The 14663-nt window shown below is 67.3% G+C and carries 10 protein-coding genes; 4 read left to right on the top strand and 6 right to left on the bottom strand.

The window, feature by feature from the left end:
- Nucleotides 1–60 precede the first annotated feature (60 nt).
- From ACU0DV_RS07305 to ACU0DV_RS07320, 4 genes are read left to right on the top strand one after another with little or no spacing between them, the layout of a single operon-like run.
- Entirely contained in the window at nt 61–702 is a 642-nt protein-coding gene (locus ACU0DV_RS07305) for a MotA/TolQ/ExbB proton channel family protein (RefSeq protein WP_100931230.1), read from the top strand.
- Nucleotides 703–715: 13 nt separating this feature from the next.
- Nucleotides 716–1165, top strand: a complete 450-nt coding sequence (locus ACU0DV_RS07310; RefSeq protein ID WP_100931231.1) for an ExbD/TolR family protein — start codon at nt 716–718, stop codon at nt 1163–1165.
- Nucleotide 1166: 1 nt separating this feature from the next.
- Nucleotides 1167–1574, top strand: a complete 408-nt coding sequence (locus tag ACU0DV_RS07315; protein WP_100931232.1) for an ExbD/TolR family protein — start codon at nt 1167–1169, stop codon at nt 1572–1574.
- Nucleotides 1571–3586, top strand: a complete 2016-nt coding sequence (locus ACU0DV_RS07320) for a hypothetical protein (protein WP_446241467.1) — start codon at nt 1571–1573, stop codon at nt 3584–3586. The genes ACU0DV_RS07315 and ACU0DV_RS07320 overlap by 4 nt, the downstream gene beginning before the upstream one ends.
- Nucleotides 3587–3663: 77 nt before the next feature.
- Here the strand turns inward: ACU0DV_RS07320 and ACU0DV_RS07325 are convergent, their stop codons facing one another.
- The 6 genes from ACU0DV_RS07325 to tssK form a co-directional block, all read right to left on the bottom strand.
- Complete coding sequence (locus ACU0DV_RS07325; RefSeq protein ID WP_446241468.1) at nt 3664–6012, bottom strand: protein kinase domain-containing protein; 2349 nt, start codon at nt 6010–6012, stop codon at nt 3664–3666.
- Complete coding sequence (locus tag ACU0DV_RS07330; RefSeq protein ID WP_446241469.1) at nt 6009–6818, bottom strand: PP2C family protein-serine/threonine phosphatase; 810 nt, start codon at nt 6816–6818, stop codon at nt 6009–6011. The genes ACU0DV_RS07325 and ACU0DV_RS07330 overlap by 4 nt, the downstream gene beginning before the upstream one ends.
- Before the next feature lie 88 nt (nt 6819–6906).
- Nucleotides 6907–7569: a type VI secretion system-associated protein TagF gene (tagF, locus tag ACU0DV_RS07335; RefSeq protein ID WP_446241470.1), complete on the bottom strand. Its 663-nt coding sequence runs from the start codon at nt 7567–7569 to the stop codon at nt 6907–6909.
- Between the two features lie 32 nt (nt 7570–7601).
- A complete protein-coding gene (tssM, locus tag ACU0DV_RS07340) occupies nt 7602–11246 on the bottom strand; it encodes a type VI secretion system membrane subunit TssM (protein WP_446241471.1) in 3645 nt (1214 codons plus the stop codon).
- 4 nt (nt 11247–11250) lie between these two features.
- Complete coding sequence (gene icmH, locus ACU0DV_RS07345) at nt 11251–13068, bottom strand: type IVB secretion system protein IcmH/DotU (RefSeq protein WP_446241472.1); 1818 nt, start codon at nt 13066–13068, stop codon at nt 11251–11253.
- Complete coding sequence (tssK, locus tag ACU0DV_RS07350) at nt 13068–14402, bottom strand: type VI secretion system baseplate subunit TssK (protein WP_100931239.1); 1335 nt, start codon at nt 14400–14402, stop codon at nt 13068–13070. Before tssK ends, icmH begins: the two co-directional genes overlap by 1 nt.
- Nucleotides 14403–14663 lie beyond the last annotated feature (261 nt).

Here is a 14663-nt window from a genome sequence, read left to right on the forward strand (position 1 = left end):
TCAGAACGATCCGCGCGACCGGGGCACATTCCGCCCCGCGCGCCGCTCAAGGAGTGATTGATGGAGTCCTTTCTCCCCGAGTCCTTTAACATCGCGTCCCTCATCGTCTTCGGCGCTTTGGGGCTCCTGTCGCTCCTCGCGATTGCCGTGGCGATCTACAAATGGGTGCAGTTCATGATGCTGGGCGTCGGCCGCCGCAAACGCGCCGAAGAGATCCTCGACAACTGGCTGTCCGGGCGCGCCGACCTGGCGCTGCAGCAGGCGCAGAAGCGCAAGTCCGTGCTCGCCCGCATCCTCCAGGCCGTGTTCTCGGGCGTGCAGGCGAAACCGGGCGACTCGACCTACGCCGAAGAGCTGGGCCGCCAGACCGCGATCATCGAGCTCGCGACCATGACGGACCGCATGCGCACGCTGGAAATGGTGGTGCAGGCCGCCCCGATGCTGGGTCTGCTCGGCACCGTGATCGGCATGATCGACGCCTTCTCGGCCCTTGCGGTTGCCGAGGGTGCCGTCGACCCGACGATCCTCGCCGCGGGCATCTACACCGCCCTGACCACCACCGCTGCGGGCCTTGCCATCGCGCTGGTGGCCTATTTCGTCGCCAACTACTTCGAATCCCGGATCGAGCGGGAACGCAACATGATCGAGACCGTCATCTCGGCGGCGATCCACGGCCGGCTCGACCCGACCAAGAAACTCTGACGGGGCATCCGAGATGTCTCAACCGAAGATCAAGCTGCCCGTCCGGCCCCGGAATTATCGCTTTGCGATGACTCCGCTGGCGGATGCCATGTTCCAGTTGCTGATCTTCTTCATGCTGACGTCGTCCCTGACGCCCTATTCGCTGCTGACCGTGCAGACCGCCGCCCCACCACCCGAGCAGGTGACCGCGACCTCTGCGCCGACGCCGAACGACCAGACGCCGACACCGCCGCTGGAAGTCGCGCTCTGGACACTGGAGGCCGAGCGGATCATCGTCGGAGGGCAAGAGTTCACCTTCGACAGCCTCGACGCGCTGGCCGACGCTCTGGGATCCGACGTGGCCCCGGCGGACGTGACCATCCTCGTGCGTGACACCGCGCGGGTGCAGGACGTGACGACCGTCCTTGCACGGCTGGCCACCGCCAATGTCGGCGCCGTGCGTGTGGCCCGGGGGGCGATCTGACATGGCCATCCGCCACATCCCCCGCACTCACAAGAAACAGCAGCCGGACATTTCTCTGGCCATCGTCAACATCGTGCTGCTGCTGATCTTCTTCTTCCTCGTGACCGGGCGGCTGACCAACGCGCCGACCTTCGCCATCGAGCTGTCGGAGACGGCGGACCTGCCGGTCGAACACCTGCCGAAGCCGATCCTCGTGCTGGAACCCGAAGGGGTCATGATGCTCGACGGAGAGCTGGTCGACGACGTGCAGCTCGCCAACGGCGTTGCCGACCAGACGATCCTGCACCTGCTGATCGACCGCAACGAAAGTGCGCAGTCCCTGATCGACGTGCTTGGCAAGCCGGAGTTCGCGCATCTGGAAATCCGTCTCGTGACCGTGCATCGCTCCGGCGAGGGAGGCGGCTCATGAGCTACCTGCCCTATGGCCGGGGTGCGCCCGGCGGCTGGATCCTCTCGACCGCGGGGTCTGTCGCCGTGCACGCCGGTGTCATCGCGTTGATGTCCGCGGGCGTGTCGCAGTGGTTCGTGGAACGCCCGCTGCCGCAGTCGTCGCCCGAATTCCAGATCACGCTCGAACAGCTTGAATCCGATACGCTGGCCGGTCTGGTCGAACGCCTTGGCGAGGCCACCGGGCTCGACGCTGCCGAGGAGATGGAGACCCTGGATCCTGAAGGCGAACTCGCGCCGGACGATGCCTTCGACGACGCCGCGATCCCGGATGCAGAGCAGGTCGACGAGGGCGAACTGGACGCCCTCGACGCGGAGGTTCCCGACGACACGGCGGAGAGTGAAACGCCGGTTGAGGAGGTCACGCCCGAGGACCCGGAGACGCTCGACGCAGCCGAAGCCGAGGACTTGACCCCCGAAGCCCCTGCCGACAGCGCCGAGGCAGAAGAACCCGACGCCATCGAGCCGGAGGACACCGCGCAGGCAGAGCCGGAAACCCTCGAAGCCGAAGAGCCGCAGGACCTGACGCCCGAACCGCTCGACACGCTGGATGCGACAGAGGTGGACGGCCTCGACGGGGTGACACCCGACGCGCTGGATGCCACCACGGGCGACGACCTGACAGAGGAGCAGACCGCCGATACGCTGGACGTCGCCCCGGTGGAGGAACCCGCCGCCGAGGACGCAGGTGAGCTCGACACGGTCGAGGCGGAATCGGTCGAGGAACCGCCGCTCGACACCGTGGAGTCCGTGGGTCCGGAAGAAGAGACCGTCGAACCGGAGGCGCCCGAGGTTGCCGACCTCCAGCCCGTCGAGGAAGCGCCGCTTGTCGCCCCGCCGCTGGATGACGTGACCGCCGTGGTGCCGGAGGAGGATGCGCAGGTCAGCCCGACAGAGGCAGACTCGCTAATCGTGGACGATGGCGCGGCACAGGTCGTGACCGGCTCCCCCGTTCTGGACCCCACGTCCAGCGAGGATGCCGCCCCGGTCACGTCAGGCGACCTGGCCCCCATCGTCGAGAACGACGAAGAGGTGATCGCCTCCACGCCCACCGGGCAAGTGGAGGCGGAGGATTTCGCGGCCCTTGTCCCGGTGACGCCCCCCACCCCGGGCGACGACGCCACCGGGCCGGAAACCATCAGCCCCACGGCACAACCGCTCGACCCGGTCACGGCGGCACCGCCTGCGGACAGCACGGACACGCTCGACCCCGTGACAGCCGCCCCGACGACCGACACGCTGGACCCGACGACGGCCACACCTGACGGCGAGGGCACGGACACCATCGAGGCGACGCCGGTCGAACCCTCGCCGCCGCGCGTGACCCGCCGGATGCGCGCCCCGCCCTCTGAACGCGATCTCGCCATTGGCGACCTGATCCAGCGCATCCGTGCAAAGACCGAGGACAACTGCGTCATCGCCCTGCCCCGCCGCGACGGCGAGGACGGGATCGGCCTGGCGCTTCTGGCGGCGGAGGACGGCGCCATGGGGCGCTTCGCCTCCGAGGTGCTGGTGCGCCCCGAGGACGAGGAAATCCGCCAGACCCGCACCCTGCTGGACGAACGGCAATGCGCGGCGCTGACCTTCATCGCCAAGAACCGCGACTACCCGGCGACCCGCATCGGCATGCGCCTCGACAATGCGGAGGTGGCGTCGGGCAACCGCGTCTCGGGCGTGATGCGCGGCGTTGGCGACCGGAACCTCGGGCTGTTCCTCGTGGACAACAACGGCGTGGTGCAGGACCTCGAACGCTTCACCTCGACCTCGGGCCAGTTTGTGCGCTTCGACGTGCCGGTGACGCGGGTCGGGCCGTTGCGCGATACCAAGCAACTGCTGATCGCCATCGCCTCGACCGAACCGCTCTCGACGCTGAAGGACCGCTCCGGCCAGCGCGCCGACGACTTCTTTGCCGATCTCAGCGCGGAACTGAGCCGTCAGGCGGCATTGGCCATCGTCGCCTTCGACGTGCGCTGAGGGACGTTCCGGGGCAAACCCATGCTATCCGATGGGCGATTGCGCCGGAGCGCCCCGTCACGGGGCACTCCGCAAGCTCACTCTTCGGCCGGGTTCAGCTTCAGGTAGGAGACAGCCGCACTCGCCGCGCCGTTCCGTGAGGCGATCTCCTCGAGGATCTTCGGCAGGATGTTTGCCGCCTGATCGCCGCGCTGCGCCACCGCCGCCTGGGCCAGCGGCTCGTCGCTTTCGACCGCCAGCAGAAGCTGGGGCGCCGGATCCTGCCCGGTCCGCAGAGAGAGCGCAAAGCTCAGGTTGCGCTGGTTGCCCACGGGCTGCGACAGCCGGTCCGACAAGTTGAAGATGCCGCCGGTCGGGCTGATGAGGATCAGCCAAACGGCCTGCCCCTGCGGAACGGTCAGCTGCGCCGTCACCGGGTTCTGGCTGGCGACCTCATCGGCAGAGAGGAACATCTCGACCCCGTTGCGGCCCCTGCCCTGCAGCGCCTTGGCGAAGTTCAGCACTTCGCACTGCTGGCGGGTGATCTCGCGCGGCTGCACCTCGGGCCGGGCGCCGAACCGCTCTTCATAGGCGGTCGGCAGGCCGGAGAACTGTTCGCGCGTGGCCGAATAGCCCTCGATGGTGCCGGCGTTCGGGCCCTGGTTCACGCGGGTCACATAGGTGCACGGGCCGGTCTCGAAGGCCGCGAGGAACCCTTCGCGCGTGTCGCTCAGCGGGTCGGGGATGCCGGTCTGCTGCGGTTGCGGATCGGGCGGCGTCGGATCGCCGCCTCCGCCGCCAAGCAGTTGCGACTCGCCGCCGATCAGGCCCTGCTGCCACGCGAGGAAACCGCCGCCCCCGACGATGGCGAGGAAGACGACCAGCAGGATCAGGATCAGGCCGCCGCCGCCGCGCTTCTCCACCTCCGGCTCCGGAATCGGGGTCGGGCCGAGCGAGGTGTTCAGGGTGATGTTCTGCGTGGCACCGGGGATCTGCAGGCCGGAGGTCATTGTGCCCGCCTGCGTCATCCCGTGCGCGGTATTGCCCGGCGGGGTCGTGTGCAGCGGTGGCGGCGCGGGCGGCACCCAGCCACCGAGATAGCGTTCCGGGATCTTGGTCGGATCGTTCACCAGTTCGCGCACTTCCAGCATCGAACCCGGACGGTCCTTCGGATCGGGCTCCAGCATGTAGGACAGGGTCGGGCGCAGTTCTTCAGGGGCGTGCGACAGGTCCGGGATCGACTGGCGCGACTGCACCGCCTCGACGATCGACGACCCCATGTCGAGCGGCTTGCCGATGGAGGCGGCGGCGATCAGCAGCGCCAGCCCGTAGATGTCGGTCGCAGGCGAGATGTGCCCGCCGTAGTGGCCAAGTTGCTCGGGCGCGACGTACTTGAACTTGCCGGCGAACCGCCCGGCCATGGTGGCCTCTTTCACCACCGAGGACTGGGCGATGCCGAAGTCGATCAGGCGCGCGGTTTCCACCCGTCCCCTTTCCAGCATCACGTTGTCCGGCGACAGGTCACGGTGGATGACCTCCGCATCGTGGGCCGTGGCGAGACCGCCCGCCAGCCGGGCCAGCAGCGCCTTCGCCTGTTCGACCGGCAGCGGACCGGTGTTGGCGATGTAGTCCTTGAGCGGCTCGCCCTCGATGAACTCCATCACGAGGAAATAGCGCTGAAGCTCGGGGTCGGGAACGTAGTTGTAATAGCGGACGATGGTTTCGTCCGTCAGGCGGCGCAGGGTCCGGGCTTCGCGCTTGAACAGCAGGCCCGCCTCGGCGTCGTCGGCCTTTTCCTGCAGGATCGCCTTGATCGCCACCGGGTCGCCGGTGTGGATCTCGATCCCGCGATAGACCTCGCCCATGCCGCCGGACTTCAGGACTTCCTCGATCCGGTAATTGTTGTTGATCAGCGTACCGATGGGCAGCTTGCCGGTGGCGCGCGCAGCCTCCGCCGCGGCCTGGTTGGCCCCGGTCGGCGCGGGCGGATACCCGGTCGAGGTGATCTGCGGCGCGTAGGACGGATCCTGTGTGTACCCTCCCTGCCCCGTTCCGGTGACCTGAGGTTCGTAAGACGGGTCCTGCGTCGGATAGGCCGGGTTCTGCGACGGCTGGTTTGTGGTCTGCGGCGGCGCGGATGGCGGCGTCGGGGGCGGATAGCCGGTGTGCGTATACGGCCCCTGCTCGTAGCCGGGGTCGGTCTGCTGACCGGCGTTCGGATCGTTCGGCCGGGGCTGCTCGGGCCATTCCGTCGGCGTCTGCGCCGGGTAGGATGGGGGCTGCTGCGCAGGCCATGGCCGCGCGCCGCCCGGACCGGCGAACTGCGTACGCTCGTCCTCGTCGTCGTCCTCTGGCGGGCGCGTCTGGCCCGGCGGCGTCGGCGGACGGAAGACCGTGCGCTCGTCGTCGTCGTCATCTTCGGGTGGATTGGTGCCGGAAGCGTTCATGCCTCGGCCTCACCCGCAGATGTGTCCAGTTCCAGCACGTCGTCCATCAGGTCGTCTTCTTCTTCCAGCTCCGGCGGTGGCAGGCAACGCATCGCGACCACGGTCACGTTGTCCTTGGCGCCACGTTCCAGCGTCAGTTCGATCATCGCCTCGCAGGCGTCCTTCGGGCGATGCCTTGCGGCCAGTTCCGCAATGTCCTCGTCGCTCAGATGCTCCGTCAGCCCGTCAGAACACAGGATGAAAGTATCGTCCAGCGCCAGCTTGCCACTGACCACATCACATTGCGGGGTCTCTGTCACCCCGATGGCGCGGGTGATGACGTTCTTGCGCGGCCAGTTCTGTGCCTCTTCCTCGGTGATGGCTCCGGAATCGAGCAGCATCATCAGTTCGGTGTGATCGCGGGTCTGCTGCACCAGCTTGCCGTCCCGCAGAAGGTAGATGCGGCTGTCGCCCGACCAGATGCAGGCGTAATCCTCGCCATGGATCAGCAGCGCCACCAGAGTTGCACCGATAGTGCCGCGTTGCAACTCCTGCGCGTGTTCGTAGATCGCGGTGTTGGCGCGGTGGATGCGCTCCATGAAGCGGGCCTGAAGGTCGTCCGGAGAGGCCGACATTCCGATGGAGTTCAGCTCCTGCACGATGGTGTAAGAGGCATAATCGCCAGCCGCGTGGCCGCCCATTCCGTCCGAGACCACCCAGAGCCCGCAGTCGGGGCGCGACAGGAAGTTGTCCTCGTTCACCGTCCGTTTGCGTCCGACGTCCGTGGCCTGCCCGGTCTCGAAGGTGAAGAATTCGTTATGATCCATGGGCATCCTTTGAGCGCCTCGTCATGCGCTGCCGCCGTGCAGGTCCTGCGTTGCCTCTAGAGGGGCGCAGGCCGGGTTTCAACGTTACTTACCATTCCGCGGCTTCGGCCGTCTGTTCCTGTTTCGGCTGCCCCGCCAGCAGCCACCTCAGCGCGCCCGCGTCCGGCAGGCCGTGGCAGCCCAGCCAGACCGGCAGGCGCGTGTCGTCCCCGGCGGACCACCAGTAGGACCGCTGCAGCGCCCCGCGGGCCAAGTCGGCACCGGCCGCGGCCCGCAGCAGCGCATCGAGGTCGCCCTCGGGATGATGCGCCCAGATGGTTGGGCCAAGTGCGCGCTCCGCCTCGCCCTCGGCAGGCAGCTCCAGCGTCAGCCCCTCGAGCAGGCTGGCCGCACCCTTGCCCGGCGCCATTGCCGTCACATGCGCCTCAAGTGCCTCCCACGGCGACTGGTCGGTCGCGCCGCCATCACCCGGGACGGGCAGAAAGACGTTCTCGGCGGCAAGGACCAGCGGATAGTCCCGCCCGACCTTGTCCTGCGACGGCTGCATCACGCCCGCCACGGGCACGCCCAGAACGCTGCGCCCGATCCAGAACCGCAGCGGCTGCGCCTGTGCCCACCATGACTTCCAGTCCGAACCGGCGTCCTCGCGCACGCGGCTCAGGGTCTTGTCCAGCCAGCGCATCAGCGCATCGTGCACGTCCTTCGACAGCCCCGACTGGATGAAGTCGCCGAAGCCTGGGTGTTTACCCATGACACCGATGCGCGCGGGTTCCGTCACTCCGCTCACTCCAGCGACGTCGGGCAGCTGAAGTCCCGAAGCTCGCGCATCAGGAACGGCACGGTCGAGCTGTCGAACTCGATCCGGTAGGTGATCGATTGCCCGCGGATTGTGTAGCGCACGGTGACCACGTTGCCCTGCACCTTCGGTGCGCCGTCCGCCAGCCACTTGGCGATGTCCCAGCGGCCCTGGCTGAATTCGAAGGTCGCCTGATTGCCGATCCGGGTCGGGATCAGCTCGATCGACACGCCCGCCGTTTCCCCCGGCCAGGAGAAGCCAGCAGGGGTCGAATCCGGCTGGGTCGGGATGGTCTTGCCGTGGATGTTGAGGTTGGCCAGCCCCACGCCCGGCGAAGAGGTCACATGCTTGATCGACATGTTGACTTCCGGCGTCGGAGAGCCGGACGCGAAGAACGCGCGCTGGATCTTCTGTGCCCGGTCGAACTGCGCCAGCGCGCTGCCGGACAGGCGCTGGCCGACGGCGGTGCCGGGGTCCGCGCGCAACCCGTCAGAGGTGCGGATCACGTAGGGCGCCAGGTGCTGCGAGTAGAACTGGTCCATCTTGCCGCCCGGTCCGAAGAACTGGCCGAAGATCGACGGCGAGAGGTGCCGCGACGACCCGCCCGAGAACGGGTAGAACGGCGCGATCTCCGTCTTGCAGAACTGCGCCACCTCGTCGTTCAGGGCGCGCGTCAGCTCCGCGAGTGTGGCGTTCTCGGCGGCGGTGCGGAACTCCGTCGCCACCGCGCTGTTCATCCGCGCGATCACGTCGGGCGCACCGGCGTTCGTGCGCGTCAGCGCGGTCAGCGCCTGCCCCAGCATCTGGTCGTCGGCGGGCGTCGGCGCGAAGGCCGCGTTCGAGCGGTTCTCCTGCACGCTGGCATAGGCCTGCAGCATGAAGTCGATGGGCCGGTTCGGGCGCTCGCCCTTGATCAGCGTGTGCCAGTCCTTGAAGTCGTCGGTGATGCGCTGCACCCGGCGCCGGTCGACGTCCTCGGCCAGCCCGCCGGAGCTGGCGCGGAGCTGGTTCTTCGTCCGGTTGCCGAGGCTTTCGAGGATCACCCGCGTGAAGACGCCCGACCGCGAATAGATCCGGTCATACGCCGCACTCCCCAGCGCGCCGCCCAGTTCCGCGTTCCCGCCCGAAGCGATCAGGCGCGCCGCGTCGGTCTCGGAAATCCCGCCGATCTCGTCGTAAAGACGCATCAGGTTGGTTTCCTCGGTCACGCCCTCGGCCAGTTCGGCGATGGGCGAATTCGTGGGCGAGGCGGCGTAGCTCAGCAGCGTGTAGTTCGGGCTGTCCGCGCTCATCTTGGCGATGGTCAGCTTTTCGAACATCTCGTTCCACGCCACCGTGAATTCGCGGCGGTACTTGGAGAACAGCTCGTTCTCTAGGTTGGCAAGCTGGGTGTTGAAGTTCACCCGGTCGCCGGTCTCCCCCAGCACCCACTGCTCGTCTTCCAGCCGTTCCTTGGCCGAAACCATCTCGTCGACGAAGAAGCCCCAGTACCCTTCGAAGGTGTAGAGCCCCGGCACCGAAAGCTGGTCCAGGGGCGAGCCGTCCGTCGTCCGGAACACCTCGTTCACGTTGCCCGACACCCGGTTCACGAGGTTGAAGTCCGGCACGCCCGACAGGCTCGATGCCTCCTTGATCGCCGCATAGGCCTGATCCGCCAGCGGCAGGTTCACGATGCTCTCGCGCGCCCTGCCCTTGATGTTGTCGTCGGGCTTCACCATCACTTCCTGGTCGGTGTCCAGTTCGAGCATGGCGTCGAGATGCTGCATCAGCTTCGTCCGCTCGTCGAAGCGCGTGGCCCCGGGCATCATGATCTGCCATTCGGTGTCGAAGTAGTTGCGGATCGCCTCGTCGCCGTCGCCCTTCGCCTCCAGATCGCGGCCAAGCTGCATGTAGACCTTCAGCGCGCGATATGTGCCTTCGGTGTCGCCGTCGATGATCAGCTGCGGGATCTCGTTTTCGAGGTGCAGCATCATGCGCGGTCGCAGCATTCGTTCCAGCCCGTCGGAATAGGCCTTCCTGGCGGAATTCGCGATCTCGCGCGACCGGTTCAGGCCAAAGCCTTCCCAGAATGTCGGATTGTGCGGATTGCCGTAGCCCGCGGGCATGTTCCTCAGCGCGTCGAGATGGTCGATGACGCCGGTCGGATCGGGGTCCTGGATCAGCGAGTTGTCCAGCTCGTTGCGCGCGGAATCGAGGTAGACCGCCGCGTGCGCCTCGGCATCGCGGACCAGCGTCGCGTTCTGCCAGAAGCTGTAGCCGAAGGCCGCCATGGCCGCCGTGGTCGCAAGCCCGATCACGCTGAACGCCAGCGTCCTCAGGATCGCCACACGCCGCACGGCGCGGCGGTCGAAGTTCACCCAATCGCGTTCCTCGAAGATGACCTTCGCCAGCACGTCGTGCAGGAAGTAGCTCTTGCCCTTGCCTGACATGAAGGCGGGCTGGAAGCCCTCCCCTTCCCCGTCGCGCGACATCGCACCCAGCACCTGGTCGATGGGCGTGCCTTCCTGCGTGCCGGAAGTGAAGTAGAAGCCGCGCAGGATCGCGTTGGTGTCGTAGCGGGTCGGCTCGAACACCTTGCGCAGAAACTCCACCACGTTCTCGCGCAGCATCGCCATCTGGCCAGGCAGGCCGAAGATCTGGATGCGCGATGTATCGTCTGGCTCTTCGACCATGCGGTCCACGACCTCATCCGAGAGCCGCGACAACAGCGCGTCGAATTCCTCGCCCACCTGTGCATGGGTCGCCTCGCGGCGGTCCTTGGTCTGGAAGGTCGTGCCCCAGGCCATCTTGCGCCGGGCCTGGCTGAAGGAACTGAAGTACTCGCGGAAACCGGCAATCAGATCGGCCTTGGTGAAAAGCACGTAGACCGGGAAGTCGATGCGCAGCGCCTGATGGATCTCGCCCAGCCGTTCGCGCACCACCGCGGCGTGCTGGGTCAGAGACTCCGGCGTGCCCTTCAGCATGTCCTCGACGGAAAAGGCGAGGATCACGCCGTTGATCGGCTGATCCGGGCGGCCTTTCTTCAGCAGTTCGAGGAACGCGCTCCACGAGGCCTTGTCGGCATTCGCGTCGCTCTCCTGCATGACGTAGCGCCCGGCGGTGTCGATCAGGACTGCCTGCTCCGCGAACCACCAATCGACGTTCTTTGTCCCGCCGAACCCCTGCGCACCCTCGGTCAGTGCGTCCTGGCCGGGGAAGTCGATCCCGGAATAGCGCAGAGCCGTCGTCTTGCCCGCGCCCGGCGGGCCGATGATGACGTACCACGGCAGCTCGTAGAGGTAGTTCTTGCCGCCGGTCTTCTTGAGCTTCTCCAGCGCCTCGCTGAACCGTGCGTTCAGCACCTCGCCGTCGCCCACCGGCGCCTCGACAAGGCTGTCCTCCAGCGCCTTCGCCTTGCGGCGCCGGCGGATGAACTTGAACAGGTACCAGCCGAGGATGGGCGACAGGATCAGCACGATCACCGCGACCCGTACCCAGATCCTCGAAAAGAACTCCGACCCGGTCATCGGCAGGCCGAAGAAGATCGCGAGGAAGACGCAGATCACGCCGACGACGATCCAGAAGCGCAGGAACGCGCGGCTGGTCAGGATTCTCCAGATGACGTGGAAGAACCGGAAGAACAGGTGTTCCATGGCCTTACTCCTCCACTTCGCGGCGGATCATGATTTCCACCCGCCGGTTGCGGGCGCGGCCTTCGGCGGTGGCATTGTCGGCGATCGGATCGACCGGTCCCTTGCCCTCGACACTGACGCGTTCCTTGTCGCTGAGGCTGGCGGTCACGAGGTCCGACACGGTCTGCGCCCGCGCCTGGCTCAGTTCCTCGTTGGTCTTGAACCGCCCGCGTCCGGACAGCGGCACGCTGTCGGAATGCCCGACGATGCGGATCGGGCCCGGCTGTTCGTTCAGCACGACGCCGATGGCCGTGGCCAGCGCGGTCAGGTCGTTCTCCAGCTCTGCACGGCCCGAAGCGAAGCGCAGCGCCGAGCCGAGACGGATCAGGATCCACTCGTTCTTGACGTCGACCTCGACCTCCTGCCCTTCCAGCGCCGCGCGGATGTCGTCGAGACGGTCGACCACCACCGGCGGCGGCTCCGGCGTGCGCTCCACGGGGGCGGAGCGTTCGATGGTCACGTCCGGCAGGTTGAAGTGCATCATCGCGATGCCGTTCTGGGTGCGGCCCGCCTGCTGCGACAGCACGTAGGCGAGCGTCGCGAACAGCGCCACGACCATGGCGCCGCCCACGGCGGCAGCGACCCAGACCGGGATACCGCCCCGGCGCCGCTTGCCGTTCACGATCACCGGTGTCCAGCGGACAGAGATGTCGTCGTCCGGCCGCTTCACCACCTTGCGCAGCGTCTCGTAGATCGCCTTGCGGATGCGGGCCAGTTCGTTCGGCCCGTTGGGCATCGCCCGGTACTGGCCTTCGAAGCCCAGCGACAGGCAGACGAGGAACAGGTCCAGCAGGTGGAACTTCTGCCCCGGCGCCTTCATCGCGCGGTCCATGCGCTGGAAGAAGCCTACACCGGCGTTCCGCTCTCCGAAGAAGCGCGCGCCCATGGAGTATTCCAGCCACATGCCCCGGTCCGCGCCGGGCAGGTTCTGCACGATGTCGTCGGCGGTGGCGGCCAGCGCGTATTTCGCGTCGGTCACGTCGTCCGCCGGCACTCCAGCCTCCAGCGCGTTCGACTCGAAGGCGTCGATCTCGCGCGCGACGTGTTCCAGGAGCGGCGCGGACTGCATCTCGACCATGCCGGTGCGCAGGCGGCCCAGCAGGATCAGCAGGTTCGCGGCGGCGGCGACAAGCGGATTGTTCGGCCCGCCCGCGCCAAGCCCGGTGGCACGAAGCGCGTCCTCCAGCGCGATCTTCTGCCGGACAGAGCGGGCGACCGTCTCACGCCGCCGCAGTTCCGGGAACAGCTCGGGGCTTTGCGGGCGGCCGGTGTCGGTGTCGTAGATCCGGCCGGAATAGTGGTTGCTGCCCGGGTTGCCCATCGGGCGCGGCTGCGGCTGGTAGGCCGGTTGCTGCGGCGCCGGGCGCGGGGCGGCCTGCGGCGCCTGCGGGATCGGTGTAGGCCGCGGCGCCTGCGGTTGCGGCGGCGGGGGCGGCGCGGGCTGATGGTACTGCTGCTGCGGCGGGGGAGGATTATGGGACACCTTACCCCCCAGCCAGGTGTCCTCTCCGCCCGCGCCACCGCCGACCCAGGTCTGGTGCGGCGGCTGCTGGATCGGACTTTGCGGGAAGGCCGATGGCGGGCGCTGCCCCTGCGGCGCCACGCGCGGCGGCTGGTTCTGCGGGCTGATCGGCGTGCCGAAGACGGTGCGGTCCGGATCGCTCGGGTTCACGTTCTGCGACGGCGGCGCGGGCCTCTGGCCGCCACCCTGCGACGGGCGCGGCGGCTGCGGGATCGCCTGTCCGAAGACGGTCTTTTCGTTGTCGTCGTCGTCGCTTGCCATCACCCTTGCTCCGGAATGGCCCAAAGCTCCAGCTTCAGGTCTGGCCAGTTACCGGCGAAGTGCATCCCCACGGCCGGGGCCGAAGAGAACTCGCGCCAGAGGTCGGTTGACTTGTCGAGAAGGAAGTAGACGTTAGAGGCGATCACCCGGATCTGCCGGGGCGGGTTGGGCATGTGGACCAGCCCGATGCCCGGAAGGTTGGCGTTGATGATCTGCCGCATCGCCGTCGAGGGACCGACCTTGCACAGTTGCGGGAACTGCTGCTGCACCTGCGTAAGCGGCAGTCCCGAGGACACTTCTACCACGAACGCGGCATTGGCGAACAGGTGGCGGTCGTTGACCTTCGCCAGATAGGAATTCGCCCGGACCTCTTCCAGCGGCAGCCGGATCGCGCGCCCGACCTCCTGCGCCAGCAGCGACTGGATGTCGTAGACGATGGGGGTAAAGCTCTCCTTCGGGCTGTCGTGCCGGTAACCCCCGTAATCCTTCGCCTTCCGGTCCGCCTGGTCGAAGGTGGTCAGCTCGCCCGCGAGGCTGACCAGTTTCTCATAAAGCCGTTCGGGATGCACCGCCCCCTGCCCGCGAAGGTGCCGCAGGACCGGCAGTTCGCGGTTGATGACCATCAGCATCAGGTAGTCGGTCGCCTGCATGCCCCCGCCCGACGACGGATCGGAGGCATAGCGCGCCAGCATCGACAGCTTGGCCTCCATCCAGCCGATCACCCGGCTGAGGTAGCCCTCGTAGGCGGAGTGCACCGCGAGGATCATGCCGGTCGGCGGCACTGTCTCGTCCAGCGTCACCACGCCGTCGCGCATGTCCGCGATCCGGCCGATGTAGATGTTCTGGTGCCCGGGCTTGGGCGTGTTCCGCAGCGACAACTCCAGCCGCGGGGTGGCGATCTCGATCGGCTGCTCGCTGCGCGCGGACGAGGAGTTGTCGACCACCGTCTCCGACCCCAGCAGGTAGCGCGTGGCGTTGTCGGCGCTGGCGGCGGCCACGTCCTGCGCGTTCACCTCGATGTCCGGCAGGGTCAGCCAGATGCCCAGACCGCTGGCCTCCTCCTCCGGCACGGGGACGGCGGTCGGCAGCGGCGTGGCGTTGGGTGCGTCGAACGGCAGCCCGTCGGGAAAGATGCCGACGATGGACCTCAGCCCGATCCGCCCCTGCTGGGCGAGGTCGCGGTCGAAGACGAGGTTCGAGACACCCCAGGGGTACGGCGTGATCTGCGCGGTCCGCACCCGCAGGAGGTGCTCCATGTAGCGATCAGCCTGCTGGAGGTGATGCGGCTGAAGGAACAGGCCCTCTTTCCACGCAACTTTGCTGTACCACGACATGTGCGAAATCGGTCCCTGTATTAAAGACACGACACCGCGTAAGCCGCGATGCCGCTTTGAAATCGAGTTTGAAACGTGGCCGGGGCTGGGTCAAGCCGCCCCGGCCGGTAATCCCTTATTAGAACTGCAGTCTGACCTGTGCGGTCAAGCCCCATGAGTCGAGATTGTCTGAGAAGCGTGTGTCTGCGCGGAGGGATGCGTCGACCTGGCGTGCCGGGAGGGCGGAGCCTGCGTCGAGGATTGCGGTGTAGTTGAAGCCGA

This window comes from Sagittula sp. (assembly GCF_052825245.1).

Coding starts and splice junctions, on each gene's coding strand:
- tssK (WP_100931239.1), bottom strand. CDS start 14,402: ATGTCGTGGTACAGCAAAGTTGCGTGGAAAGAGGGCCTGTTCCTTCAG.
- ACU0DV_RS07330 (WP_446241469.1), bottom strand. CDS start 6,818: ATGGATCATAACGAATTCTTCACCTTCGAGACCGGGCAGGCCACGGAC.
- ACU0DV_RS07325 (WP_446241468.1), bottom strand. CDS start 6,012: ATGAACGCTTCCGGCACCAATCCACCCGAAGATGACGACGACGACGAG.
- icmH (WP_446241472.1), bottom strand. CDS start 13,068: ATGGCAAGCGACGACGACGACAACGAAAAGACCGTCTTCGGACAGGCG.
- tagF (WP_446241470.1), bottom strand. CDS start 7,569: ATGGGTAAACACCCAGGCTTCGGCGACTTCATCCAGTCGGGGCTGTCG.
- ACU0DV_RS07320 (WP_446241467.1), top strand. CDS start 1,571: ATGAGCTACCTGCCCTATGGCCGGGGTGCGCCCGGCGGCTGGATCCTC.
- ACU0DV_RS07305 (WP_100931230.1), top strand. CDS start 61: ATGGAGTCCTTTCTCCCCGAGTCCTTTAACATCGCGTCCCTCATCGTC.
- ACU0DV_RS07310 (WP_100931231.1), top strand. CDS start 716: ATGTCTCAACCGAAGATCAAGCTGCCCGTCCGGCCCCGGAATTATCGC.
- ACU0DV_RS07315 (WP_100931232.1), top strand. CDS start 1,167: ATGGCCATCCGCCACATCCCCCGCACTCACAAGAAACAGCAGCCGGAC.
- tssM (WP_446241471.1), bottom strand. CDS start 11,246: ATGGAACACCTGTTCTTCCGGTTCTTCCACGTCATCTGGAGAATCCTG.